Raw genomic sequence first — 23,462 nt, forward strand, 5'->3', positions numbered from 1 at the left:
TGAGTTCGCGCGATGATCGCACCGTCCCGTTCGGACACCCGGGCCCCGGTGTGCTGGTATGAGGAGGTGTCCCCGACGTCGTCCCGCTGGAGCCTGGCGCGCCAGCTGCTCGTGCTGCAGCTGGTGGTGCTCTGCGTGCTCGCCGGCGCCGGGATCACGTTCGCCTACCTCGACGCGTGGCGGGCGACCGACCAGAACGCCAAGGACCAGGTGCGCGCCGTCGCCGCGACGGTGGCCGACGCGCCGTCCGTCATCGCCGCGGTGGGCGCGCCGGACCCGAGCGCCACGCTGCAGCCGTTCGCGGTGCGCGTGCAGGCCGACACCGGCGTCGACTTCATCACGATCATGAGCCCGGCCGGGATCCGCTTCACCCACCCGAATCCGGCCCTGATCGGGCAGCACTACATCGGGAACATCGCGCTGGCGCAGCGCGGGCAGCCGCTCACCGAGACCTACACCGGCTCCCTCGGCCCGTCGATCCGCACGGTCGTCCCGGTGTTCGGCGCGGGCCAGCGGGTGATCGCGCTGGTCGCCGTCGGGATCACCGTCGCGGCGATCTCGGCCGAGCTGCGCGAACGGCTCTGGCCGCTGTTCGGCGTCGCGGGTTCGGTGCTGCTGGTGGGCGCGTTCGGCGGCTGGCTGATCAGCGCCCGGCTCCGCCGTCAGACGCGCGGGATCGCGCCGGACGAGCTGAGCAACCTGTTCGAGTACCACGAAGCCGTGCTGCACTCGGTCCGTGAAGGGGTGCTGCTGGTCGGCCGCGACGGGAAGGTCGGGCTCTGCAACGACGGCGCGCGTGTCCTGCTCGGACTCGACGCGGACCCGGTCGGCCGGGAGCTGGGCGCGCTGGGCCTGCCCGCCGAGCTGGTGACGGCGTTCGGCTCGGCCGAGACCCGCGCCGAGGAGCTGCACCTGACCGACGCGCGCGTGCTGCTGGTCAGCACGACCGCCGTCCGCGCGGGCGGCCGGGCGCAGGGCACCGTCGTGGTCCTGCGCGACCACACCGAACTGCAGTCGCTGACCGGGGAGCTGACCACCGCGCGCGGGCTCGCGGAAGCGCTGCGGTCGCAGGCGCACGAGGCCGCGAACCGGCTGCACACCGTGGTTTCCCTGGTGGAGATCGGCAAACCCGAGCAGGCCGTCGAGTTCGCGACGGCCGAGCTCGCGCTCGCCCAGGAACTGACCGACCGCGTCGTCGGCGCCGTCGCCGAACCGGTGCTCGCCGCGCTGCTGCTGGGGAAGGCGGCCGAGGCGAGCGAACGCGGAGTGGAGCTGACGATCACGCCGGACACGATGATCGACGACGCGACCCACGGCGTCGCCGCGCGCGACCTCGTCACCATCCTCGGCAACCTGATCGACAACGGCATCGACGCCGCGGTGCATGGCGGCGGCCGGCCGGCGGTCGTCGTCACCGCCCGGTCCGACGCGGACGAGCTGCTGCTGCGCGTCGCCGACACCGGTCCGGGCGTCCCCGACGACGCCGACGTCTTCCGCCGCGGCTGGTCGACGAAGGCCGGGGAAGGACACGGCCTCGGGCTCGCGCTCGTCGGGCAGGCGGTGCGCCGCTACGGCGGTACGGTCGACGTCGGGCGGGACGGCGGCGCGGTGTTCACCGTGCGCCTGCCGCGGCAGGAGGCCGGCCGGTGATCCGGGTGCTGGTGGTGGAGGACGAACCGGTGGCCGCCGAGGCGCACCGCGTGTACGTCGAGCGGCTCGCGGGGTTCTCCGTGGCGGGCGTGGTCCACTCCGGTGGCGACGCGCTGCGGTTCTGCGAACGCGAGCCGGTCGACCTGGTGCTGCTGGACTTCTACCTGCCGGACACCCACGGCCTGGCGGTCTGCCGCTCGCTGCGCGCGGCCGGGCTGCCGATCGACGTCATCGCCGTGACGTCGGCGCGCGACCTCGCGCTGGTGAAGGCCGCGGTGTCGGTCGGTGTCGTGCAGTACCTCCTCAAGCCGTTCACCTTCGCCACCCTGCGCGAAAAACTGGAGCGCTACGCCGAATTCCGCGACGCGTCCGGCGAGGTGTCCGGCCAGGCCGAGATCGACCGCGCCCTGGGCACGCTGCGCACGACCGAGCAACCGCCGCTGCCGAAGGGCATGAGCGTCCAGACGCTGGAAGCGATCACCGACGCGCTGGGCGGGGCGGCGGACGGCCTGTCGGCGGGCGCGGCGGCGGCGGCGATCGGCGCGTCCCGCGTCACGGCCCGCCGGTACCTGGAGTACTTGGCGGACAACGGAATGGCCCACCGCGAGCCGCACTACGGCCAGGTCGGCCGGCCCGAGGTCTGGTACCGCCTGACCCGCGCGTGACGGCGTCACGGCACCGGCGCGTCACGGCTCCAGGCGGCCGGTCAGCTGCTCGCTCCAGGCCCGGATGGCCGCGGCCTGGCCGGGGGTGAGCGTGTCGAGGAAGTAGCGGCGGATGTTGCCGGCGTGCCCGGCGACGGCGTCCCGTGCGGCGCGGTCGCCTTCGGCGGTCAGCCCGACCCGCGTGCGGCGGCCGCCGGTCCCGGACTCCGTGCGTGCCACGAAACCGCGGTTCTCCATCCGGGTCAGCTGGTGCGAGACGCGGCTCTTCTCCCAGTCGAGGGACGCGCAGAGCTCGCTGACGCGCAGTTCGTGCCCGGGTGCGCGTTGCAGGGTCAGCAGCACGCTGAACTCGGCCTTCGAAATGCCGGAGTCGCGTTGCAGGCCGCGGTCGAGCTCCCGGGTGAGCAGGCGCTGAGCCTGCGTCCAGGAGTGCCAGAACTCCCACTCGTCGGGGGTCAGCTCCGGAGTCTCCGTCATGACGCGAAGCGTACCCGAGAGTTGACGTGTCAACTGGAGGCGACCTACAGTTGATGTGTCAACTGAGCAAAGGGGAATCATGGGAACTCTGGTGCGCGGCGGCACGATCATCAGCGTCGACCCGGCGATCGGCGACCTGCCGCGCGGGGACGTGCTCGTCGAGGACGGCCGGATCAGCGCCGTCGCCGAGCGGGTCGACGCGCCGGGCGCGGACGTGCTCGACGCGACCGGCATGCTGGTGCTGCCCGGCTTCGTCGACACCCACCGGCACACGTGGCAGGCGGTGTTCCGCGGGCTCGCCGCCGACTGGACGTTCGCCCGGTACGGCCCGGCGATGCACGGCTTGCTGCGGCCGCTCTACCGGCCCGAGGACGTGCTCGTCGGCACGCTGCTCGGCCGGCTCGAGGCGCTGCACTCGGGCGTCACCACGCTGCTGGACTGGTGCCACTGCACCGACACCCCGGCCCACGGCGACGCGGCGCTCGACGCCCTGCGCCAGTCGCCCGGGCGGAGCGTTTTCTGTTACGGCGCTGGCATTGCCACCGACGGTCCGGTCGCCGCCGAGCTCGCCCGGATGCGCGACCGGTGCCCCGGCGACGACGGGCTCGTGACGATGGCGGCCGGCCTGCGCGGCCCGCAGCGGACCACCATCGAGACCACGGCCGCCGACGTCGCCGCGGCCCGTGACCTCGGGCTGCGGGTCAGCGTCCACGCGCACGTCCGCGCCGGGGCGACGACGGGCCGCCGGCCGATCGCGGCGATGGGGGAGCACGGGCTGCTCGACGACCGGACGACGATCGTGCACGGCAACGGCCTGGACGACGACGAGCTGGCGATGCTGGCCGACGCGGGCTCCTCGGTGTCGATCAGCCCCGACGTCGAGCTGAAGATGGGCCTCGGCTGGCCGGAAACCGGCCGCGTGCTCGCCGCGGGCATCCGCCCGACGCTGTCCGTAGACAACTGCCCCACGGCCGGCGGCGACATGTTCTCGGCCATGCGCACCGCACTCGGCGTGCAACGCGGCCTCGACACCGCGCACGGCCGGCCGCCGTCGCTGACCAGCCGTGACGTGCTGGAGTTCGCCACCGTCGACGGCGCCCGCGCCCTCGGGCTCGGCGACCGGACCGGCAGCATCACCCCGGGCAAGCAGGCCGACCTCGTGCTGCTGCGCGCCGACGACCTGACGCTCTTCCCGGTCAACCACCCGGCGGGCGCGATCCTGTCCGCCGGACATCCCGGGCTCGTCGACACCGTGCTCGTCGCCGGGGAAATCGTCAAACGCGGCGGCGCGCTGGTCGGCGTCGACCTCGAGGAGCTGCGAGAACGCGCGTTGCGCTCCCGCGCCCGGATCGCCGCGGCCGCCGGCATTCCCCTCGACGGGTCGCGGCTTCCCGTATAACGCCCTATACCGCGGCGCGACTTCCGGGGGTTCCGGTGGGGAAAGCATTGCGGTACAACGGGAACCTGCCGATGAAGGGGAAAGCCGCATGCGGAACTGGGCCGGTCTCGTCGCTGCGGTGCTGCTGCTGGCAGCGGGGGTCGCCACCCCGGCGTACGCCGGCGAACCCGCGGGCACCGTCACCGACGTCCAGGTGACCGGGCCGGTCGCGCAGCGGTTCAACCTCGTCGTCCTCGGCGACGGCTACACCGCGGCCGAGCAGCCGAAGTTCCAGGCCGACGTCGCGCGGCACATGAACACGCTCTGGTCGCTCGAGCCGTTCAAGTCCTACCGCAGCTACTTCAACGTCTACGCCGTGTCGATCGCCTCGCCGGAGTCCGGTGTGGACTGTGACCCCGGGCTGGACGCGCCGCAGCGGAACACCCCGCTGAACATGGGGTTCTGGGGCGGTTGTGACGCCGGGAGCGTGCAGCGGCTGCTGACCGTCGACGACGCGGCCGCCCAGCGCTACGCCGACCTCGTGCCCGGCACGACCAAGGCCAACCGGCAGATCCTCGCGCTGGGCAACAGCACCACCTACGGCGGCGCGGGCGGCACCTACGCGACGGCGTCGGGCGGCAACGCGCTGTCGGCGCTCATCTCGCCGCACGAACTGGGCCACTCGCTCGGCGGCCTCGACGACGAGTACGACTACTACGCGCGCGGCGTCCCGGGCGGGGCGTACGACGGCGGCGAGCCCGCGTCGATCCACCACACCACGCTGACCGAGCAGCAGATGCGTGAGCAGCACGCGAAGTGGTACCGCTGGCTCGGCGAGCCCAGCGAGTCCGGCGGCACGATCGGGCGTTACGAAGGCGGGCTCTACACCCAGACCGGCGTGTGGCGGCCCAGTGCGCACTCGATGATGAAGACCCTCGGTTACGCCTACGACCAGGTCGGCCGCGAGCGGATGACCCAGCGGATCTCCGCGAAGGTGCCGCTGCTGGGCGACGGCACCCCGGCCGGGACGATCGGCGCCGACCGCGTCGTGTGGATCCGGACCATGCACCCGGTCGGTCACCGCCTCGACGTCACCTGGACCCTCGACGGCCGTCCCGTGCGTGGCTCCGACGCGCTCGACCTGCGGCAGGTTCGCGTTTCGCCGGGCAAGCACACGCTGACGGCGAAGGTGACCGACCCGACGCCGTTCGTCCGGGACCCGGCGGCCCGGCCGACGGCGACACGCACGTGGACCGTCGACCCGACGGTGACCACCGCACCTTCCGGTGGCCCCGCGGTCGTCGGGTCGACGCCGACGTCGCAGCCGGTCGGCGGGCACGACGTCGTCTACGTCGAAACCGGTGAGCCGACCGGCTCGATCCCGTCCGTGCACTGGAAGCTCGACGGTCGTCCGGTCGCGAGCGGCCCCGACTTCGCCCTCGGCGAGTCCCGCGGCGCGCACACCCTCACCGCGACCACCGGCGGCACGACCCTGACCTGGGCGGTGGACGCGTCCGGCCCGACGACGACGGCCGAGCTGCCGGCGGGCGAGGACCACGTCTTCCACGGCTCGTTCACGATGCGCCTGACGGCGTCCGACGGTATGCCGGAGTTCCGCGTGGACGGCGACGGCTGGCACAAGTACTACGGCTGGCCGACGGACCCGGACGCGCCGTTCCTGTTCACCCCGCGGGGAACGGAGATCGACGGCCTGGCGTACGGCAACCTCGGCCCGGGCGGGCTGACGGTGTCGCCGTTCGCGCCCCGCACCCCGGGCTACGGCCGTCACCGCATCGAGTACCGCTCGACCGACGCGGCAGGCAACGTCGGCCCGACGAAGTCGTTCACGGTCACGCTGCTGCCGTGACGCGCGTGCGTAAACCCGTTGGCGATCCACGGCGGCCACTGCTACCGTCCCGGCAGCCGTGCCAGAGAACGAGGAGGTGGTACCCGTGACCGCAGTTACGACATGGGTGCTCCCCTCCAGGGTCACGGCCGGGCGATAGGTCGCCTGAGGAGCGCCGTTCAGCGCACTCCCGAAAGGCACGACCATGTACTTCACCTCAGAACAACGCCTCGACGACGGCGTCCTCGAGCGCGAGTTCACCCTCGGCGAGATCCCCGGCATCCTGTGGACGCCCGAAACCACGGCCGCGCCGACTCCGCTGATCCTGCTCGGCCACCCCGGCGGCCTGCGCAGGATGTACCCCCGGCTGGCGGCCCGGGCCCGGGCCGCGGTGGCGGCGGGCTACGCCGCGGCCACCATCGAGCTGCCCGGCAGCGGTGACCGGCCCCGGTTCGCCGCCGTCGACGAGGCCCGCGCCGACCTGCAGCGGGCGCTGGGGGCCGGTGAGCCGGTCACCGGCGACATCGTCGACCGGCTGATCCTCCCGCTGGTCGAGCGGGCGGTCCCGGAATGGCGGGCCACCCTGGACGCCCTCCTCGCGCAGCCCGGGATCGGCGGCCCGGTCGGGTTCTCGGGCGGGGTGCTCGCGATCGCCATCCGGCTGGCGGTGGTCGAGCCGCGCATCGTGGCCGCGGGGCTGTTTGCCGGGAGTTACGTGCCCCGGAGCATGTTCGACGAGGCCCGTCAGGTCACCATCCCGCTGCTGGTCCTGCTGCAGTGGGACGACGAAGGCAACGACCGGCAGCTCGCCCTGGACGTCTTCGACGCCTTCGGTTCGAAGGAGAAGACGTTGCACGCCAACATGGGCGGGCACACCGGCATTCCGGCGTTCGAGGGCGACGACGGGAACCGGTTCTTCGGCCGGCACCTGAGGTAAGGCGGCGGTTCAGCGTGGCCGGCCCGGCACTCCCGGCCGGGTCTGCCACGGCTGTGGCCCGTCGAGCGGCCGGTACTCGACGCCGAGTGCGTCCAGCCGCGGCAGGTGGTGGTCCCGCAGCCGCGGCAGGAACTCGGCGTAGTCGCGCGGCCCGCTGCTCCACGCCACCTCGGCGAACGCCGACAGCCGTGGGAAAGCCATGTAGTCGACCCGCCGGACGCTGTCGAGGTGCTCGCTCCACACCTGGGCCTGCACCCCCCGCAGCCGCGGTCCGCTCAACGCCGGTTCGTAGGCGTAGACGTCCTCCAGCGTGTGCACCATGCCGACCGGGATCGGCTCGTCCGGGTGCGCGGACTGGCGGTGGTCCAGGTACACGTGCTGCTCGGGGCACATGACGACGTCGTGCCCGGCCGCGGCGGCCTGCTGCCCTGCGGTCTCGTTCTGCCAGGAGCCGATCACCATCGGGGGCAGGCCGCCGACGTCGAGGACCTCGTCCCAGCCCATCGGCGTCCGGCCGCGGGCCACCAGGTGCTCGGCCAGCAGCCGGACGAACTTGCGGTGCTCGTCGGTCGCGCCCGGCGTCTCGTCGCCGCCCAGGGCGATCACCGGGGACGGGAAGATCTCCAGCAGGTGGTCGAACACCGTGCGGAAGAAGTCCAAAGTGGACTCGGACGGATCGAGCAGGGAAGTGCTGATGCCCCAGGCGGTCCAGATCTCGTAGGACGCCTCGGTGCCCAGCTCCGGGTACGCCGCCAGCGCCGCACGGGCGTGGCCGGGGATGTCGATCTCCGGGACCACGGTGATCGCCCGTTCGGCGGCGTAAGCCACGATCTCCCGCAGGTCGTCGCCGGTGTAGAAACCGCCGTGCGGCCGGCCGTCCTGCGCGCCCCCGCTGCCCGCCATCGACGACGGCCGCCAGCCGCCCACCGACGTCAGCCGGGGGAACCCGGGGACTTCGAAGCGCCAGCCCTGGTCGTCGGTCAGGTGCAGGTTCAGCACGTTGAGCTTGTGCGCGGCCAGCAGGTCGACGAACCGCAGCACTTCGGCCTTGGTGCGGAAGTGCCGGGCGACGTCGAGCAGGCAGCCGCGCCAGCCGAAGCGCGGGTGGTCCTCGACCACGCCGCACGGGATCGAGAGTTCCCGGCCGAGCGAAGCCGCGCGGAACGCGTCAGGTCCCACGAGCTGGCGCAGCGTCTGCCGCCCGTAGACCTCCCCGGCCGCGTCACCGCAGGACAACACGACGCCGTCCGGCGCGATCTCCAGCCGGTAGCCCTCGGCGGGCAGGTCCGCCGGCCGCACCTCGACCGGCGCGGGCCACGGGCACGAACCCGCGGTGGGCGTCACCGAAACCGGGCGGGGGAGCAAGGTGGCAAAAGACATGTCAGCCCTTCACGGCGCCGGCCATGCCGGACACCAGCCGTCGTTGGACGAGGACGAAGAACACCAGCACCGGCACGGTCATCAGCGTCGAGGACGCCATCACCGCGCCCCAGTCGGTGTCCTCCGGCTTGAAGAACACCAGGATCGCCTGCGGCAGCGTCTGGTTCTCGGTCTTGGAGATGATGAACGTCTTGGCGAAGAGGAAGTCGTTCCACGCGTGGATGAACGCCAGCACGCTCACCGCGACCAGCCCGGGCGCGACCAGCGGGAACAGGATCTGCCAGGTGAAGCGCATCCGGGACGCGCCGTCGAGCTTGGCCGCCTCCTCCAGCTCCACCGGCACCGCCGCGACGAACCCGCGCAGCATCCAGATCGCGAACGGCAGGCTGAAGGCCAGGTGCACCAGCACCAGCGACCCCAGCTCGTTCAGCCCGAACGCCGGCGCCACGCCGCCGATCTGGCGCATCAGGAAGAACAACGGGATGGTCAGCGCCTCCACCGGCACCATCTGCGCGACCAGGATCATCACCAGCAGCACGGTCCGGCCCTTGAACGAGAACCGCGTCAGCGCGACGGCCGAGAGGAACGACAGCAGCAGCGACAGCACCACGACGACCAGGGCCACCACCAGGCTGTTCAGGAAGAACCGCCCGAAGCCGGACACCGTGAGCACGCGCTGGAAGCTGTCGAACGACGGGCTGAACGTCCACGGTTTCGGGTTCGCCGACTGGATCTCGCCCGGCGGCTTGAACGCCGAGAGCAGCATCCAGTACAGCGGGAACGCGACGATCCCGGCGATCACGACCGTGACGATCTCGGCGATCAGCCGGCCCGGACGGCGGACGCGCCGGACGCGCCGGCTCGCGATCACAGCCATGCCGCGCTCCGGCGCTGCGAGCGGACGTAGAGCCCGGTGACGGACAGCAGCAACAGCGTCATGACGACTCCGATCGCCGAGCCGAGGCCGTATTCCTGCCCGGCGAAGGCCTGTTGGTAGGCGTAGACGTTGAGGACCAGGTTGCGCCCGGCCACGCCACCGCCGTTGGTCATCACGTAGATCTGGGTGAACACCTTGAAGTCCCAGATGATCGACTGGACGGTCGCGATCACCAGCAGCGGCCGCACCATCGGCAGCACGATCGCCCACGTCGAGCGCCAGGCCGACGCGCCGTCGAGCGACGCGGCCTCCAGGACCTCGTCCGGGATGCCCTTGATCCCGGCGTACATCGTCACCATGACGAACGGGAACGAGCACCAGACGACCTCGGCGGCGACCAGGCCGAACGCGCCGATCGTGCCGAACGTCCAGGAGTGGTGCTCGAACGGCAGCCCGATCCCCGAGAGCACCCCGTTGACCAGCCCGAAGTCGGTGTCGAAGAGGAACAGCCAGACGTAGGAGCCGGCCATCGCCGGGGTCGACCACGCGCCGAGCGCGGCGAGGAACAGCAGCATCCGGGGGAGCGCGCGCACCCGGCTCGCCAGGACGGCGAGCCCGGTGCCGACCAGCAAGCTGCCGAGCACGCAGGCCGCGGCGAACCCGACCGTGTTGCCGAGCACCGTCCAGAACTGCACCTGCGACAGTAGGTCGGCGTAGTTCGCGAAGCCGAGGAACACCAGCGGCGCGTTGCCCGCGGCCTGCGGCTGGCCGTAGTCGTAGAACGAGATCAGGACCAGTTCGTAGATCGGGTACGCGAGCAGCGCGGCGAGCAGGATGCCCGCGGGCAGCAGGTACAGGATCGCGGCCCGGCCGTCCCGCCGCCGCCGTCGCGGCGCCTTGGCGGGCGCCGCGACAACCGGACGGGTTTGCTGGGCGACCACTACCCGAAGGCCTTGTCCATCGCGGCGGCGGCGTCGGTCAGCGCGGCGGCCGGGTCCTTGCCGCCGGTGGCGATCTGCTGCACGGCGGTCGGCAGCACGTTCTGGCTGTCGATCTTGGACCACGCCGGCGTCGCCGGGACGAACTTCGTGCCCGCCTTGAGGGTGTCGACGAACGGCTTGAGGAACGGGTCGTTCGCGGCGAGCTTCTGCTGCACCGAGCTCAGCGTCGGCAGGTTGCCCATCGCCGTGTACATCTTCTCCTGGTACTTCGCGCCGCCGAGCAGCTCGATGAACTCCAAGGCCAGGCCGCGGTGCTTGCTCGCGTTGAACACGCCCAGCAGGTTGCCGCCGGCGAACGCCGGGGCGACGCTGCCCGCCGTGGTGCCCGGGATCGGCACGACGGCGTACTTGCCCTTCACCGCGCCCTGGTCGACGGCCTTGCGGTTGAAGTCGCCGCCGACGGTCATCCCGGCCTTGCCGCCCGCGAACGCCGTGACGCTCTGGGTGCCGGTCAGGTTCGCGCACTGCGCGGGCGGGCAGATGTCGTCCTTGAGCAGGTCCGCGTACTGGGTGACGCCGGACCTGGCCTGCTCACCGGTGACCGTCGACTTCCACTTGCCGTCGCTCTCCTGCGCCAGCTCACCGCCGTTGGCCCAGAGGAACGGCAGCATCGCGTAGGTGTACTTGCCGCCGACGGAGATGCCGTAGAGGTCCGGCTTCGCCGCGCGGACCCTGCGGGCGTCGTCGGTGAGCTCGGCGAGCGTCGTCGGCGGCTTGAGGCCCAGCTCGGTGAAGACGTCGGTGCGGTAGTACAACGCGCGGACGCCGGTGTACCAGGGCAGGCCGTAGGTCTTGCCGCCGGACTTCGCCGTGTCGACGACGGTCGGGATGAGGTCCTTGCCCTCGCTCCACGACGCGAGGTCGCCGGTCAGGTCGGCGAGCGCGCCGGTGGCGGCGTAGTTGGAGACGTCGGTGTTGCCGAACTCGGCGACGTCCGGCGCGTTGGCCGGGTCGTTGAAGGCGCCGGAGAACTTGTCGGCGCGGCCTTCGACCGGCACCCACTGGACGTCCACCTCGACGCCCTGGTGCGCGGCCTTGAACTCGGCGATCGCGTCCTTGACCGCCGCCTCCTTCGGCGCGCGGCTGGCCTCGTCGAACAGCCAGACGCGGACGGTGCCGGTCTTGTCGTCCGCGCCGGCGCCCGCGGGCGCGGACTGGGTGGGGGCGCAGCCGGCCAGCAACGCGAGGCCGACGACGACGGGCAGGGTGCGGCGCAGTCTCATGGGGTCCCTCCAGTGGGAGGTCGTGAGTGCGTAACAGTGTTAGAACACTGTTACGCACTCACGACCGGTGCTCAGACGAAGTAAGTGGAGTTGACGCTGCCGACGGCCAGGCTGCCGGCGACCGCGCCGGGCAGGCCGGTGGCCGGGTCGCGCGGCAGCCAGGTGACGGTGCCGGAGCGCTGGTTCGCGACGTAGAACCAGGCCTCGGCGGGATCGAGGGACACGTGCCGCGGCCAGTTGCCGCCACTGGACACAGTGGACACCAGCTTGAGCGTCGCGCCGCCGCCGGAGACGGCGAACGTGGCCAGGGTGTTGGGCCCGCGCACCGTGGCGTAGACGAACTTCCCGTCGCGCGAAACGACGATCTCACCCGGGTACAGGTCGCCGGTGCTGCCCGCCGGCACGGCCGGGACGACCGACAGCGCCTTGAGCGTGCCTGCCGCGGCGTCCCAGCTCGCCACCGTGATCTCGGGCCGCAGCTCCTGCACGATGTAGGCGAACTTCCCGGTGGGGTCGAACGCCAGGTGCCGCGGCCCGGCGCCGGTGGGCAGCTTCAGCTGCTGGTGCTGCGAAAGCTTCCCGGTGGCGACGTCGAGCGAGTAGACGTACACCGAGTCCGCGCCGAGGTCGACCGAGAGCACCCAGCGCCCGCTCGGGTCGTTGACGACCTGGTGCGCGTTCGGCGCGCGGTCGGATCCCTGGTGCTGGGCCAGATCCGTGGCCGCGCCGAGCTTCCCGCCCGTCAGGATCGGCAGCACGACGACACTGCCGGTGCCGTAGTTGGCCGCCAGCACGTACTTCCCGCTCGAATGCACGCTCAGGTGCGTCGGCGCGCTGCCCTTCGTCGAAACCTTGTTGAGCAGCTTCGGGTTCGTGACGTCGGTGATGTTCAGCGCCGAGACGAACCCGTTCGGGTCGCCCTCGTTGGTGACGTACAGCGTCTTGCCGTCGGCGCTGCGGCCGAACCAGGACGTGTCGCTGATCCCCGGCACCGTGCGGACCTGGGTCAGCGCGGCGCCGGAACGGCTCGTGACGTCCAGGCCGTGGCCGTCGGCCCCGCTGGTGTAACTGCCGACGTACACAGTGGCTCCAGCGGTGCAGACCTGCGCGGCGGCGGACGCGAACTGCGCGCCCAGGACGGTGGCGGCGCCGGCGGCACCGGCCGCGCCGAGGAACGTGCGACGGGAAAGCTCGGCCATCGTGGTGTCTCCCAAGGGTATCGGTGACGGCGAACGTGGCGGCGTATCGGTCCAGTGTAGTGGAAATTCCGCTGTGGTCTAGACCACGAGCATGGCCAGTGCGGCGACCGCGAAGCCCGACACCGAAAGCACGGTCTCCAGCGCGGTCCACGTCTTCAGCGTCTCCGGCACGGTCATCCCGAAGTAGCGCGAGACGATCCAGAACCCGCCGTCGTTGACGTGCGAGGCGATGATCGACCCGGCCGAGATGGCCACGACGATGAGCGCCAGCTGAGCCTGGGAGTAGTGCAGCTCGGCGACGGTCGGCGCGACGATGCCACTCGTGGTCACGATGGCCACCGTCGCGGATCCCTGGGCGATCCGCATGCCGCAGCTGATCACGTACGAGGCGAGGATCACCGGTAGGCCGGCGTCCCCCAGCGACTTGGCGACGGCGGTGCCGATGCCGGTGGCCGAGAGCACCGCGCCGAAGAACGCGCCCGCGCCGACGACCAGCAGGATCATCGCGACCGGCCGCAGTGCCGCGGCGGACAGCTCACCGAGCTGCTTGCCGTTGATCCCGCGCCGGTGCCCGAGCAGCCACGACGCCAGGAGCACCGCGATGGTCAGCGCGACGGCGGGCGTCCCGATGAACGCGGCGACCCCGGCCAGCGTCGAGCCCTTGGGCAGCCAGATGCTGCCGAACGTGCCCGCCAGGATCAGCACCAGCGGCACCGCGATGATGCCGCCGACCAGGCCGAGCGACGGCGGGTTCTCGTGCTCGTCGTCGGCGCCGCCCAGGTCCGCGAACTCCTCGGGGATCTTGATGTCGATCTTCTTGCCGATCCACGTCGAGTACAGGATGCCGCCGACGAACCACGCCGGGATGCCGCAGATGGCCCCCATCAGGATGATCCAGCCGAGGTCGACGTGCAGCAGCCCGGCGGCCGCGACCGGCCCGGGGTGCGGCGGCAGGAACGCGTGCGTGATCGACAGGCCGGCCAGCAGCGGCAGGGCGTAGAGCACCAGCGAGCGGCCACCCTGCTTGGCGGCGGCGTAGACCAGCGGCGCGAGCACGAAGATGCCGATGTCGAAGAACACCGGGATGCCGAAGATCAGGCCCGAGACGCCCATCGCCAGCGGCGCGCGCTTCTCGCCGAACGCCCGCAGCAGCGACGACGTCAGCACGCGGGCGCCGCCGGACTTCTCCAGGATCGACCCGAGCAGGGTGCCGAGCCCGATGATCGCGGTGATGTGCCCGAGGATGCTGCCGAACCCCTTCTCCAGCAAGGAGTCCGACGTCTTCTGCGCGGTGCCGACCAGGGTGCCGACGGGCAGGCCGGCGGCCAGCGCGGTGAGCAGGCTGACCACGATCAGGGCGATGAACGGCTCGACCTTGACCTTGATGATCAGCAGCAACAGCAGGGCGATCGAGACGGCGGCGAGGGTGAGGAGCCCGCCCGTGGTGTGTTGCAGCCAGTGGATCATCGGGTTCTCCCGGGATTGCGCAGGGATCGGCCGGCGAGGGCGCCGGTGGGACGGCCGTCGTCGAGGGCGGCGACGCCGTTGACGAACACGTGCGTGATGCCCGCGGCGGCCTGCCGCGGGTCGTCGAAGGTCGCGGTGTCGGTGACCGCGTCCGGGTCGAACAGCACCAGGTCCGCGGCGTAACCGGCGCGGACGAGCCCGCGGTCGGTCAGCCGCAGCCGCCGCGCGGCCCGCCCGGTGAGGTGGGCGACGCACTCGGCGAGGTCCAGCACGCCCAGTTCACGGACGTACCGGGCCAGGTAACGGGGGAACGTGCCCCAGGCCCGCGGGTGCGGGCGGGCGCCAACGAGCAGGCCGTCGCTGCCGCCGGTGTGCGTCCGGTGGCGCATGATCGCCTGGACGTTCTCCTCGTGCCCGACGTGCATCAGGCACGACGTGCCGAGGCGCTCGTCGAGCAGCGTGTCGAAGTACAGTGCCGCCGGTTCGCTGCCCGCGGCGCGCGCCGAACCGGCGACACTGTGCCCCACCAGGTGGGCGTTGTGGTCGTTGCGGACGCCGTTGATCTCGATGGCGTCCCAGTCGATCGGGACGCCGTGCGCCCCGTCCGAACCGGACTCCTCGATCTCGGCCCGGATCCGCTCGCGAGTGTCCACATCGGACAGCCGGGCCAGGGTCGCGTCGAGCCCGCCTTCGGTGGCCCAGCTCGGCAGCAGCGCGGACAGGTAGGTCGCGCCCGGCAGGTACGGGTAGGTGTCGAGGGTGACGTCGCAGCCGTCGTCGAGCGCCTCGTCCAGCAGCTTCAGCAGGTCGGGCGCCTTGCCCTTGTTCACCGAGAAGTTCATCGTCGCGTGCGCCAGGTGCAGCGGGCAGCCCGACCGCCGGGAGACGTCGATCATCTCGGCGAACGCTTCGAGCGCGCCCTTGCCGTAGCTGCGGTGGTGCGGGCTGTAGAAGCCGCCACCCTCGCCGACCACGCGGCACAGCTCGACCAGCTCGCCGGTGTCCGCGTACATCCCCGGCGTGTAGGTGAGGCCCGACGACATCCCCATCGCGCCCTCGGCCAGGCCGGTCGCGACGAGCTCCTTCATCCGCGTCAGCTCTGCGTCGGTGGCCGGCCGGTCGTCCCAGCCGACGGCGAGCATCCGCACGGTGCCCTGCGGCACGAGGTACGCGGCGTTGACGGCGATGCCCTGGTCCAGGCGGTCGAGGTACTCGCCGACCGAGCGCCAGTTCCAGTCGAAGCCCGCCGGGTCGTCGTTCCAGCCCGCGAGCTGCTGGCGCAGCGCCGCGAGGACGACGTCGTCGACCGGCGCGTAGGACAGCCCGTCCTGGCCCAGCACCTCGGTCGTGACGCCCTGGGTGATCTTGGCCGGGTGGTCCGGGTTGGCCAGCAGCTGCAGGTCGGAGTGCGAATGCATGTCGATGAACCCGGGCGCGAGCACCAGGCCGTCGGCGTCGATGTTCCGGTTCCCGGCCAGCGAGCCGGCTTCCGCGACGCTCGCGATCCGGCCGCCGGTGATGCCGACGTCGTGGCGCGTGAGCGCGTCCCCGGTGCCGTCGGCGACCAGCGCGCCGCGGAAGACGACGTCCATCAGAACCACGTCCGGACGAGGTCGACGACGGTTTCGCCGTCGGCCGCCGTCACCGGCAGCAGCGGCCACTTGTCGAACACCGTGCACGGGTGCGAGAGGCCGAGCCCGATCCAGTCGCCGACCTCGACCGGCGACCCCGCCGGCAGCGTGAGGAAGGCGTGCTGGTCGTTCATCTTCGCGATGACGTGGCCGTCGAGCGGTTCCGCGGGGCCACGCGGGGTGCGGCGCAGCTGCGGTTCCGGCATGCCTTCGTCGAAGGACGCGTCCCGCTTGCCGATGGTCAGCAACGCCAGGGTGTCCGACGGCTTCGACGTCACCTGGGCCCAGGCGTGCAGCGCGGGCCGGAACGACGCGACGCCGTCGATGCGCGGGTGCTCGCCGAGCGGGGAGATCTCGCGGTAGAAGCCGTCGTCGTGGGTGATGTAGGCGCCGCTGCGCAGCACCGGGAGCACGTCGAGACCGTCCGGCCACGGCTTGGTGAGCTCGTTGGCGACCTGGTCGAAGTAGGCGCTGCCGCCGGCGGTGACGATGATCTGGCCGTCGAGGAGTCCCTTGTCCGCGAAGGTGATCGCGAGCTCGCGCAGACCGTCCACGTAGGAGCTGATCTTGGCGAGCGCGGCGTCGTCGGTGTCGTGCGAGAGCGCGCCCTCGTAACCGCCGGTGCCGCGCAGCCGCAGCGCCGGGCTGGCGTGCACGGCTTCCGCGACGGCCAGCGCGGTCGCCGTGTCGCGGACGCCGGTGCGGCCGCCGTCGGCGCCCAGCTCGAGCAGGACGTCCACCGGCCGGCTCGAGCCTTCGAGGGCTTCGGTCATCAGCTCGACGCCGCGGACCGAGTCGACCCAGCAGATGAACTCGAACGAGGGATCGGCGGCCAGCTCGGCGGCCAGCCAGCGCAGGCCGCTCGGGTCGAGCAGCTGGTTGGCCAGCAGGATCCGCGAGACGCCGAACGCGCGGTAGATGCGCAGGTGCCCGGCGTTGGCGCAGGTGATGCCCCAGGCGCCGTGCTCGATCTGGCGGGCGAACAGCTGCGGGGCCATCGTGGTCTTGCCGTGCGGGGCGAGGACGACGCCGCGGGCGGCGCACCAGGCGGCCATCGTCCGCAGGTTGTGCTCGAGTGCTTCGTCGTCGAGTACCACGAAGGGCGCGAAGAACCCGTCGGTGAACAGGTTGAGCCGCCGGTCCGCGGCTTCGCCCAGCGTGAGCCCGGTCAGGGCGGGCGCGGCCGAGCGGAACCGCCAGTCGACGCGCTCCTGGCGGAGGGCGTCGAGCGCGGCGGTGTCGATCGAGCAAGGGGCGGGTGTGTTCATCGGCGGCGACCTCGGTTGCGTATGTTGCAACGACTGTTGCGCATTTTGAGTGCCATAGGTGTAGCATCCGGGTCGCCACAGGTCAACGGGGTGAAGGACAGGGGAGACGGAAAGTGACAAGCGGGCCCGAAGTGCTCTGTGTCGGTGAGACGATGGCGCTGTTCGTGCCCGCCGAACCCGGCCCGCCGGACGAGGTGCGTCAGTGGACGCGCACCATCGGCGGCGCCGAGTCGAACGTGGCCTGTCACCTGCCCGCCCTCGGCGTCCCGAGCGGCTGGGTGAGCGCGGTCGGCGACGACCCGTTCGGCCACGCGATGCTGCGCGAGATCGCGGCGGCCGGCGTCGACGTCAGCGCGTGTTCGGTCGACCCCGTGCGCCCGACCGGGCTCTACGTCAAGGAAAGCGGCGCCGGCGGCAGCCCCGTGCGCTACTACCGCGCCGGCTCCGCGGCCTCCGGCATGGGCCCTTCGCTGCTGGATCGCCTGAACCTCGACGGCGTCCGCGTGCTGCACCTGTCCGGCATCACCCCGGCGCTGTCCGACAGCTGCCTCGCGCTGGTGCGCGCGCTGCTGGACGCGCCCCGCGGCGATCGGCTCGTCTCCTTCGACGTCAACCTGCGCCCCGCCCTGTGGGCCGGCCGCGACCCCCGCCTGCTCGCCGAACTGGCCGGGCAGGCCGACATCGTCCTGACCGGCGACGACGAAGCCCAGCACGTGTGGGGGACCGGCGACCCGGTTTCGCTGCGGGCCCTCCTGCCGGGCCCGCGCACGCTGGTCGTCAAGCACGGCGAACGCGGCGCGACCCTCGTCGAAGGCGAGCCGCTGTTCGCGCCGGCGTTGCGCGTCGACGTCGTCGAGCCGGTCGGCGCCGGAGACGCGTTCGCCGCGGGCTTCCTGGCCGCGACCCTGCGCGGCGCCGCGCCCCTGGAACGGCTCCGGCGCGGGCACCTGCAGGCCGCCGCCACCCTGCTCACCCACGACGACGTCGGCGTACCGCTGCCACGCACGGTCGTGGATACCCTGCTGAACGCGGACCCGGACGAGTGGCGTTCGGCCAGGCTGACGGGAGAGGGGGTTCTCGCTTGAGTCAAAGTCTGGACCGCGCGCTGACGCTGCTGAGCTCGATCGCGCAGGACGCGCGCACCCTCGACGACCTCGCCGAGGAGATCGGCGTCCACAAGTCGACGGTGCTGCGCCTGCTGCGCACCCTGGAGCAGCACCACTTCGTCCGCCGCGAGGGCACCCGCTACTACCGGCTCGGCAGCGCGATGTTCGACCTCGCGAACCAAGCCCTCGACTCGATCGACGTCCGGCGCAGCGCCCAGCCCGCGCTGGCCGCGCTCAACGCCCGCACCGGGCACACCGTGCACCTGGCCAGCTACGACGACGGCGAAGTCGTCTACATCGACAAGTACGAGGGCCGCCACTCGGTGCGGATGTACTCCCGCGTCGGCAAGCGCGCGCCACTGCACTGCACCGCCGTCGGGAAGGTGCTGGTCGCCGCGATGCCTTCCGCGAAACGCGAGGAGATCGCCCGGTCGATGGAGTACCCGGTGCTGACGCCGAACACGATCACCACACCCGAGGACTACCTCGCGGAGCTGGATCGCGTCGCGCAGCTCGGGTACGCCGTCGACAACGCCGAGCACGAGGACTTCATCCACTGCGTCGCGGCGCCGGTGCGCGGCGCGGACGGCGAGGTCCTGGCCGCCGCGTCGATGTCGGTGCCGAAGGTGCTGCTCGACTACGAAGGCCTGCTCGCGCTGGTCCCGGACCTGCGCGCCGCGACGAACGAAGCTTCCGTCCACAGTGGATGGACGGGGAACGGAAAGGGGCACTGATGAGCAAGACGGCAGTTTCCACCGAGAACGCGCCGAAGCCGCCGGCGAAGTTCTCGCAGGCCGTCCGCAAGGGAAACCTGCTGCAGGTCGCGGGCCAGGTGGCCTTCGACCCGGCCACGAACGAGATCGTCGGCGACGACGTCGCGGGTCAGACCCGGCAGACGTTCAAGAACATCGAAGCCGTGCTGAAGGAGGCGGGCTCGAGCCTGGCGGACGCGATCATGGTGCGCGTCTACCTCACCGACACCGCGCACTTCGCGCCGTTCAACGAGGTCTACAACGAGCTCATCGGCGAGGGCCCGCACGCCGCCCGCACGACGGTGTACGTCGGCCTCCCGGGCGAGCTGCTCGTCGAGATCGACGTGCTCTGCGTGCTGGACTGAGCTTCTCCCGGGGCCGGTTCGCCCGGCCCCGGGATGCTCAGCCCAGGACGCTCGTATAGCCGTTGATCGCGGGCTGCCCGCCGAGGTGGGCGTAGAGCACGTTCGAGCCGCGTTCTATCTCACCCCGGCCGACCAGGTCGATGAGTCCCGCCATGGACTTTCCTTCGTAGACCGGGTCGGTGATCATCCCCTCCAGCCGGGCGCACGTCTCGATGGCGTCCACAGTGGACGCGTCGGGGATGCCGTAGATCCCGGCGTGGTACCGGTCGTCCAGCTCGACGTCCGCGATCTCGCCTGCGCCGATCAGCTCGGCGGTGGCGCGCGCGATCCGCGTGACCTGCTCACGGGTCTCGTCCGGCTTGGCGGAGGCGTCGATGCCCAGGATGCGCCGGGGTTTGCCGCTCAGCGCGGTCCCGGCGACCATCCCGCCCTGGGTGCTCCCGGTGACCGAGCAGACGATCACGGTGTCGAAGAAGACGCCGAGCTGCTCTTCCTGCGCTTCCAGCTCGACGATCCAGTTCGCGAAGCCGAGCCCGCCGAGCCGGTGATCCGACGCACCGGCCGGGATCGCGTACGGCTTCCCGCCGCCGGCCTCGATCTCGGCGACGGCGTCCTCCCACGCCTGCTTGAACCCGATGCCGAAACCGGCGTCGACGAGCCGGACGTCCGCGCCGAGGATCCGCGAGAGCTGGATGTTGCCGACCTTGTCGTAGAGCGGATCGTGCCAGTCGACCCAGCTTTCCTGCACCAGCACGGCCTTCAGCCCGGCACGCGCCGCGGCGGCCGCGACCTGCCGGGTGTGGTTGGACTGGACGCCGCCGATCGAGACGAGCGTATCGGCGCCTTCTTTCAGGGCGTCGGCGACGAGGTACTCCAGCTTGCGCGTCTTGTTGCCGCCGTACGCGAGCCCGGAGTTGACGTCTTCGCGCTTGGCCCAGACCTGCGCGCCGCCGAGGTGGGCCGTGAGCCGCTCCAGGGGATGCACCGGCGACGGCCCGAAGAGCAGCGGGAAGCGCGGGAAGTCGGCGAGGGTCATCGGTCCTCCAGCAGGTCGGTCCAGATGGTCGCGATCACGGAGACGGCGGTGTCGGTGTCACGCTTCTCGAGGGCGTCGATGAGCCGCGTGTGGCGTTCCATCGAGTTCCAGGCGAGTGCCGAGCTGAACCGCGCGTGTTCGAGCCGGCGCAGCAGCGGTGTGTAGCGGTCGAGAGTGGCGGACACAGCGGCGTTCCCGGCCAGCCGGACGGGAACATCGTGCAGCTCGTCGTCGGCCTTGACGGCGGCGGCGACGTCACCGGCTTCGATCGCCGCGGCAAAGCGATCATTGGCCGCCCGCATCGCGGCGACGTCGTCCCGTCCGACCTTCGCCACGGCCTGCCGGACGGCGAACTCGTGCAGCAGCCGGACGATCTCCCGGGCGTCGAGGACATCGGGGGACATCACCTCGGAGACGCGGGTGTAGCTCTGCGGCTTGGAGTCGACGAGCCCGTCGTCGGCCAGCCGCAGCAGCGCCTGGCGAATGGGGGCTTTCGACAGGCCGAGCTGGTCGGCCAGGTCGGCATCCCGCAGCGCGGCACCGGGCGGCAGCGAACCATCGACGATCGCGTGGCGGATGCGGTCGTACGCCTCGTCCCGCAACAGCGGGCGGCTGACCTTGGAGAGACTCACATCTAACATGTTAGATGTCACGAAGCCCGTCCGGCAACTATTTCGAGCCCGAAGCCGTCCCCTGCTGGGTGCTGGGTGCTGGGTGCTGGGTGCTGGGTGCTGGGTGCTGGCGCGGCGCGGTGCTAGTGCTGGTGCTGGATGTGTGCGGGGTATTTGTGCGGGTGCCGGTGCTCGGTGCGGGTGCGTGCGGTGCGTGGTGCTGGCGTGGTGCTGGTGCCGGTGCTGGATGCGTGCGGGGTGCCGGTGCGGGTGCGTGCGGTGCGTGGTGCCGTTGCTGGAAGCGGGTGCGTGTTCTGGTGCGGTGCGGTGCGGTGCGGGGTGCTGGTGTGGTGCTGGTGTTGGTGCACCGCTGGTGCGGGTCGCGGTCGGCGAGCCAGACCCAGCGGGACACCGGAGCATCGCGGTGCACTTCCGCCGCGATGTCTCCGTCCGCCCGTGACGTCTTCAGCCACCCGCGGTGTCCCCGACCGCCCGCCATGCATCCAGTCGTCCGCGATGCCCACGGGTGCCGGATGCTTGTCCACAGGAACCCCGTGATGTGGACAACCGAGCCCAGACCGCCGCCTTTTCCGGGTCCTGTCGGGCACCCCCGATAAACTGGACTTGGGGACGCCCCCCGGAGAGGGCGGGGGCTGTTCTTAGGCGGGGCCGCCGAGAAAGTGCGGTCAGTAAACGGGGCCGGTGTACTTCTCGCCGGGGCCCTGACCGGGGGCGTCCGGGACGGCCGAAGCCTCGCGGAAGGCCTTCTGGAGCGACTGCAGGCCGTCGCGCAACGGGCCGGCGTGCAGGCCGAGGTACTCGGCGGACGCGGTGATGAGCCCGGCGAGCGCGGTGATCAGGCGGCGCGCCTCGTCGAGGTCGCGGTGCGGCGAGTTGTCCGGGTCGGCGTCGGCGAGGCCGAGGCGTTCGGCCCCGGCCGACAGCAGCATGACGGCCGCGCGGCTGATCACCTCCACGCTGGGGATGTCCTCCAGGTGGCGGGCTTCGGGGGAATACGGGGGCGGTGCGGAGGGTTGATCTGACACGTCTGGTACTCTTCCACCTGCGACCAGCTCCCGAGTGATCGGGGGCGGCAAGTGGAGCCCCGCTCCCACCCGCGTCACCGTTCAGGTGTCCGGGTCCGGTCTCGCCCGGACTGCAAGTCCAGGGTGAAGTACCCGGCTTAGCGGCCGGATGCGATCGGAAACAGAGTGGGCCCCGTGCACCGAAATGGTGTCGGGGCCTTCGCTATGTGGGCACCAGGTCGAAACGAGAACAGGAAACATTCCTCGGACCAAGGAGGCCCCATCAGCTCCGAGACACGCATCAACGACCGAATCCGGGTGCCGGAGGTCCGACTCGTCGGACCCGCCGGTGAACAGGTCGGCATCGTCCGGATCGAAGATGCGCTGCGCCTGGCGCAAGAGAACGATCTCGACCTCGTCGAGGTCGCGCCGCAGGCCCGCCCGCCGGTGTGCAAGCTCATGGACTTCGGCAAGTTCAAGTACGAGAGCGCGCAGAAGGCCCGCGAGTCGCGTCGCAACCAGCAGCTGACCGTCATCAAGGAACAGAAGCTGCGCCCCAAGATCGATCAGCACGACTACGAGACCAAGAAGGGTCACGTGTCGCGCTTCCTGGCGGCGGGCAACAAGGTCAAGGTCACGATCATGTTCCGCGGTCGCGAGCAGTCCCGGCCGGAGCTCGGCTACCGGCTGCTGCAGAAGCTCGCCGAAGACGTCACGGAGCTCGGCTTCGTCGAGTCGTCGGCCAAGCAGGACGGTCGCAACATGATCATGGTGCTGGCCCCGCACAAGAACGTGAAGCCGAAGGCCAAGGTCGAGCCGGTTCCCGAATCGGTCCCCGAGGCGTAAGGCGCCGACCAGCACATGTCAGCGGCTCACCGGAGTCTCCGGTGAGCCGCCGCACGAAAGAGGACTGAAATGCCGAAGATGAAGACCCACAGCGGCACGTCCAAGCGCGTCCGCGTCACGGGCACGGGCAAGCTGCGCCGTCAGAAGGCCGGCCGCCGGCACCTGATGGAGAAGAAGTCCAACCGCCTCACGCGCCGGCTCGAGGGCACCACCGAGATCGCCAAGCCCGACACCGGTCGCGTCAAGCGCCTCCTCGGCCGCTGACCACCGACTTGCTCTAACCACCCGGGGCGCCCCGCGCCCCCTGAGATCGACAGGATGGACCCGTGGCACGCGTCAAGCGGGCGGTCAACGCCCAGAAGAAGCGTCGCGCAACTCTCGAACTGGCCAGCGGCTACCGCGGCCAGCGTTCGCGGCTGTACCGCAAGGCCAAGGAGCAGACGCTTCACTCGCTCAACTACGCCTACCGGGACCGTCGTGCCCGCAAGGGTGACTTCCGTCGCCTGTGGGTCACCCGCATCAACGCGGCCGCCCGCGAGAACGGCGTGACCTACAACCGGTTCATCCAGGGCATCAAGGCCGCGGGTGTCGAGGTCGACCGCAAGATCCTCGCGGACCTCGCCGTCAACGACGCCGTCGCCTTCACCGCGCTGGCCGAGCTCGCCAAGGCCAACGTGAACACCGAAGCGAAGTCGGCCTGACCGGCAGCTTTCCCCGACCCG

The 23,462-nt window shown here is 71.3% G+C and carries 23 protein-coding genes; 11 read left to right on the forward strand and 12 right to left on the reverse strand.

The window, feature by feature from the left end; all coding sequences use genetic code 11:
* Window positions 1-12 precede the first annotated feature (12 nt).
* Window positions 13-1,650, forward strand: coding sequence for a sensor histidine kinase (locus OHS58_RS04320; RefSeq protein WP_328647214.1), 1,638 nt, complete (start codon window positions 13-15; stop codon window positions 1,648-1,650).
* Window positions 1,647-2,315: a response regulator gene (locus OHS58_RS04325; protein ID WP_247054077.1), complete on the forward strand. Its 669-nt coding sequence runs from the start codon at window positions 1,647-1,649 to the stop codon at window positions 2,313-2,315. The genes OHS58_RS04320 and OHS58_RS04325 overlap by 4 nt, the downstream gene beginning before the upstream one ends.
* Window positions 2,316-2,336: 21 nt before the next feature.
* Here OHS58_RS04325 and OHS58_RS04330 read toward each other — a convergent pair whose 3' ends face one another.
* Window positions 2,337-2,792: a MarR family winged helix-turn-helix transcriptional regulator gene (locus tag OHS58_RS04330; protein WP_326951190.1), complete on the reverse strand. Its 456-nt coding sequence runs from the start codon at window positions 2,790-2,792 to the stop codon at window positions 2,337-2,339.
* A gap of 79 nt (window positions 2,793-2,871) precedes the next feature.
* Here OHS58_RS04330 and OHS58_RS04335 point away from each other — a divergent pair, with 79 nt between their 5' ends.
* The 3 genes from OHS58_RS04335 to OHS58_RS04345 all read left to right on the forward strand — a co-directional run bounded on the left by OHS58_RS04335 (window position 2,872) and on the right by OHS58_RS04345 (window position 6,953).
* Entirely contained in the window at window positions 2,872-4,191 is a 1,320-nt protein-coding gene (locus OHS58_RS04335; RefSeq protein ID WP_328647215.1) for an amidohydrolase family protein, read from the forward strand.
* Window positions 4,192-4,279: 88 nt separating this feature from the next.
* Complete coding sequence (locus tag OHS58_RS04340) at window positions 4,280-6,037, forward strand: M64 family metallopeptidase (RefSeq protein ID WP_328647216.1); 1,758 nt, start codon at window positions 4,280-4,282, stop codon at window positions 6,035-6,037.
* A gap of 184 nt (window positions 6,038-6,221) precedes the next feature.
* Window positions 6,222-6,953: an alpha/beta hydrolase gene (locus OHS58_RS04345; RefSeq protein WP_328647217.1), complete on the forward strand. Its 732-nt coding sequence runs from the start codon at window positions 6,222-6,224 to the stop codon at window positions 6,951-6,953.
* Between the two features lie 9 nt (window positions 6,954-6,962).
* Here OHS58_RS04345 and OHS58_RS04350 read toward each other — a convergent pair whose 3' ends face one another.
* The 8 genes from OHS58_RS04350 to OHS58_RS04385 all read right to left on the reverse strand — a co-directional run bounded on the left by OHS58_RS04350 (window position 6,963) and on the right by OHS58_RS04385 (window position 16,999).
* A complete protein-coding gene (locus tag OHS58_RS04350) occupies window positions 6,963-8,333 on the reverse strand; it encodes a beta-N-acetylhexosaminidase (RefSeq protein WP_328647218.1) in 1,371 nt (456 codons plus the stop codon).
* Between the two features lies 1 nt (window position 8,334).
* Window positions 8,335-9,210, reverse strand: a complete 876-nt coding sequence (locus OHS58_RS04355) for a carbohydrate ABC transporter permease (protein ID WP_328647219.1) — start codon at window positions 9,208-9,210, stop codon at window positions 8,335-8,337.
* A complete protein-coding gene (locus OHS58_RS04360) occupies window positions 9,201-10,151 on the reverse strand; it encodes a carbohydrate ABC transporter permease (protein ID WP_328647220.1) in 951 nt (316 codons plus the stop codon). Before OHS58_RS04360 ends, OHS58_RS04355 begins: the two co-directional genes overlap by 10 nt.
* Window positions 10,151-11,434: an extracellular solute-binding protein gene (locus OHS58_RS04365; RefSeq protein WP_328647221.1), complete on the reverse strand. Its 1,284-nt coding sequence runs from the start codon at window positions 11,432-11,434 to the stop codon at window positions 10,151-10,153. Before OHS58_RS04365 ends, OHS58_RS04360 begins: the two co-directional genes overlap by 1 nt.
* A 71-nt stretch (window positions 11,435-11,505) precedes the next feature.
* Window positions 11,506-12,633 (reverse strand): lactonase family protein, encoded by a 1,128-nt coding sequence (locus tag OHS58_RS04370; protein WP_328647222.1) that lies wholly within the window; start codon window positions 12,631-12,633, stop codon window positions 11,506-11,508.
* A gap of 78 nt (window positions 12,634-12,711) precedes the next feature.
* Window positions 12,712-14,100 carry a GntP family permease gene (locus OHS58_RS04375; RefSeq protein WP_247054053.1) on the reverse strand — a complete coding sequence of 463 codons (1,389 nt, stop codon included), beginning with the start codon at window positions 14,098-14,100 and terminating at the stop codon, window positions 12,712-12,714.
* The gene (locus tag OHS58_RS04380; protein ID WP_328647223.1) at window positions 14,097-15,692 is read right to left on the reverse strand and encodes an N-acyl-D-amino-acid deacylase family protein; all 1,596 of its coding nucleotides are present in this window, start codon (window positions 15,690-15,692) and stop codon (window positions 14,097-14,099) included. The genes OHS58_RS04375 and OHS58_RS04380 overlap by 4 nt, the downstream gene beginning before the upstream one ends.
* Window positions 15,692-16,999 carry an amino acid deaminase gene (locus OHS58_RS04385; protein WP_328647224.1) on the reverse strand — a complete coding sequence of 436 codons (1,308 nt, stop codon included), beginning with the start codon at window positions 16,997-16,999 and terminating at the stop codon, window positions 15,692-15,694. The genes OHS58_RS04380 and OHS58_RS04385 overlap by 1 nt, the downstream gene beginning before the upstream one ends.
* Before the next feature lie 113 nt (window positions 17,000-17,112).
* Here OHS58_RS04385 and OHS58_RS04390 point away from each other — a divergent pair, with 113 nt between their 5' ends.
* From OHS58_RS04390 to OHS58_RS04400, 3 genes are read left to right on the forward strand one after another with little or no spacing between them, the layout of a single operon-like run.
* The gene (locus OHS58_RS04390; RefSeq protein WP_326952055.1) at window positions 17,113-18,084 is read left to right on the forward strand and encodes a sugar kinase; all 972 of its coding nucleotides are present in this window, start codon (window positions 17,113-17,115) and stop codon (window positions 18,082-18,084) included.
* Window positions 18,081-18,839, forward strand: coding sequence for an IclR family transcriptional regulator (locus OHS58_RS04395; protein WP_328647225.1), 759 nt, complete (start codon window positions 18,081-18,083; stop codon window positions 18,837-18,839). The genes OHS58_RS04390 and OHS58_RS04395 overlap by 4 nt, the downstream gene beginning before the upstream one ends.
* Window positions 18,839-19,222 carry a RidA family protein gene (locus OHS58_RS04400; RefSeq protein WP_323337905.1) on the forward strand — a complete coding sequence of 128 codons (384 nt, stop codon included), beginning with the start codon at window positions 18,839-18,841 and terminating at the stop codon, window positions 19,220-19,222. Before OHS58_RS04395 ends, OHS58_RS04400 begins: the two co-directional genes overlap by 1 nt.
* A gap of 37 nt (window positions 19,223-19,259) precedes the next feature.
* On the opposite strand, the gene OHS58_RS04405 is transcribed toward OHS58_RS04400, so the two are convergent.
* The 3 genes from OHS58_RS04405 to OHS58_RS04415 all read right to left on the reverse strand — a co-directional run bounded on the left by OHS58_RS04405 (window position 19,260) and on the right by OHS58_RS04415 (window position 21,915).
* Window positions 19,260-20,258 (reverse strand): 1-aminocyclopropane-1-carboxylate deaminase, encoded by a 999-nt coding sequence (locus tag OHS58_RS04405; RefSeq protein ID WP_328647226.1) that lies wholly within the window; start codon window positions 20,256-20,258, stop codon window positions 19,260-19,262.
* Window positions 20,255-20,890 (reverse strand): GntR family transcriptional regulator, encoded by a 636-nt coding sequence (locus tag OHS58_RS04410; protein ID WP_442875515.1) that lies wholly within the window; start codon window positions 20,888-20,890, stop codon window positions 20,255-20,257. Before OHS58_RS04410 ends, OHS58_RS04405 begins: the two co-directional genes overlap by 4 nt.
* Window positions 20,891-21,555: 665 nt before the next feature.
* Window positions 21,556-21,915: a DUF1844 domain-containing protein gene (locus OHS58_RS04415; RefSeq protein ID WP_247054038.1), complete on the reverse strand. Its 360-nt coding sequence runs from the start codon at window positions 21,913-21,915 to the stop codon at window positions 21,556-21,558.
* Window positions 21,916-22,119: 204 nt separating this feature from the next.
* Here OHS58_RS04415 and infC point away from each other — a divergent pair, with 204 nt between their 5' ends.
* The 3 genes from infC to rplT all read left to right on the forward strand — a co-directional run bounded on the left by infC (window position 22,120) and on the right by rplT (window position 23,441).
* Window positions 22,120-22,740 (forward strand): translation initiation factor IF-3, encoded by a 621-nt coding sequence (infC, locus tag OHS58_RS04420; RefSeq protein WP_247064421.1) that lies wholly within the window; start codon window positions 22,120-22,122, stop codon window positions 22,738-22,740.
* A gap of 69 nt (window positions 22,741-22,809) precedes the next feature.
* Window positions 22,810-23,004: a 50S ribosomal protein L35 gene (rpmI, locus tag OHS58_RS04425; RefSeq protein ID WP_247054035.1), complete on the forward strand. Its 195-nt coding sequence runs from the start codon at window positions 22,810-22,812 to the stop codon at window positions 23,002-23,004.
* A gap of 62 nt (window positions 23,005-23,066) precedes the next feature.
* The gene (rplT, locus tag OHS58_RS04430) at window positions 23,067-23,441 is read left to right on the forward strand and encodes a 50S ribosomal protein L20 (RefSeq protein ID WP_247054033.1); all 375 of its coding nucleotides are present in this window, start codon (window positions 23,067-23,069) and stop codon (window positions 23,439-23,441) included.
* Window positions 23,442-23,462 lie beyond the last annotated feature (21 nt).

The sequence above is a fragment of the Amycolatopsis sp. NBC_00348 genome (assembly GCF_036114655.1).
GTDB lineage: Bacteria > Actinomycetota > Actinomycetes > Mycobacteriales > Pseudonocardiaceae > Amycolatopsis.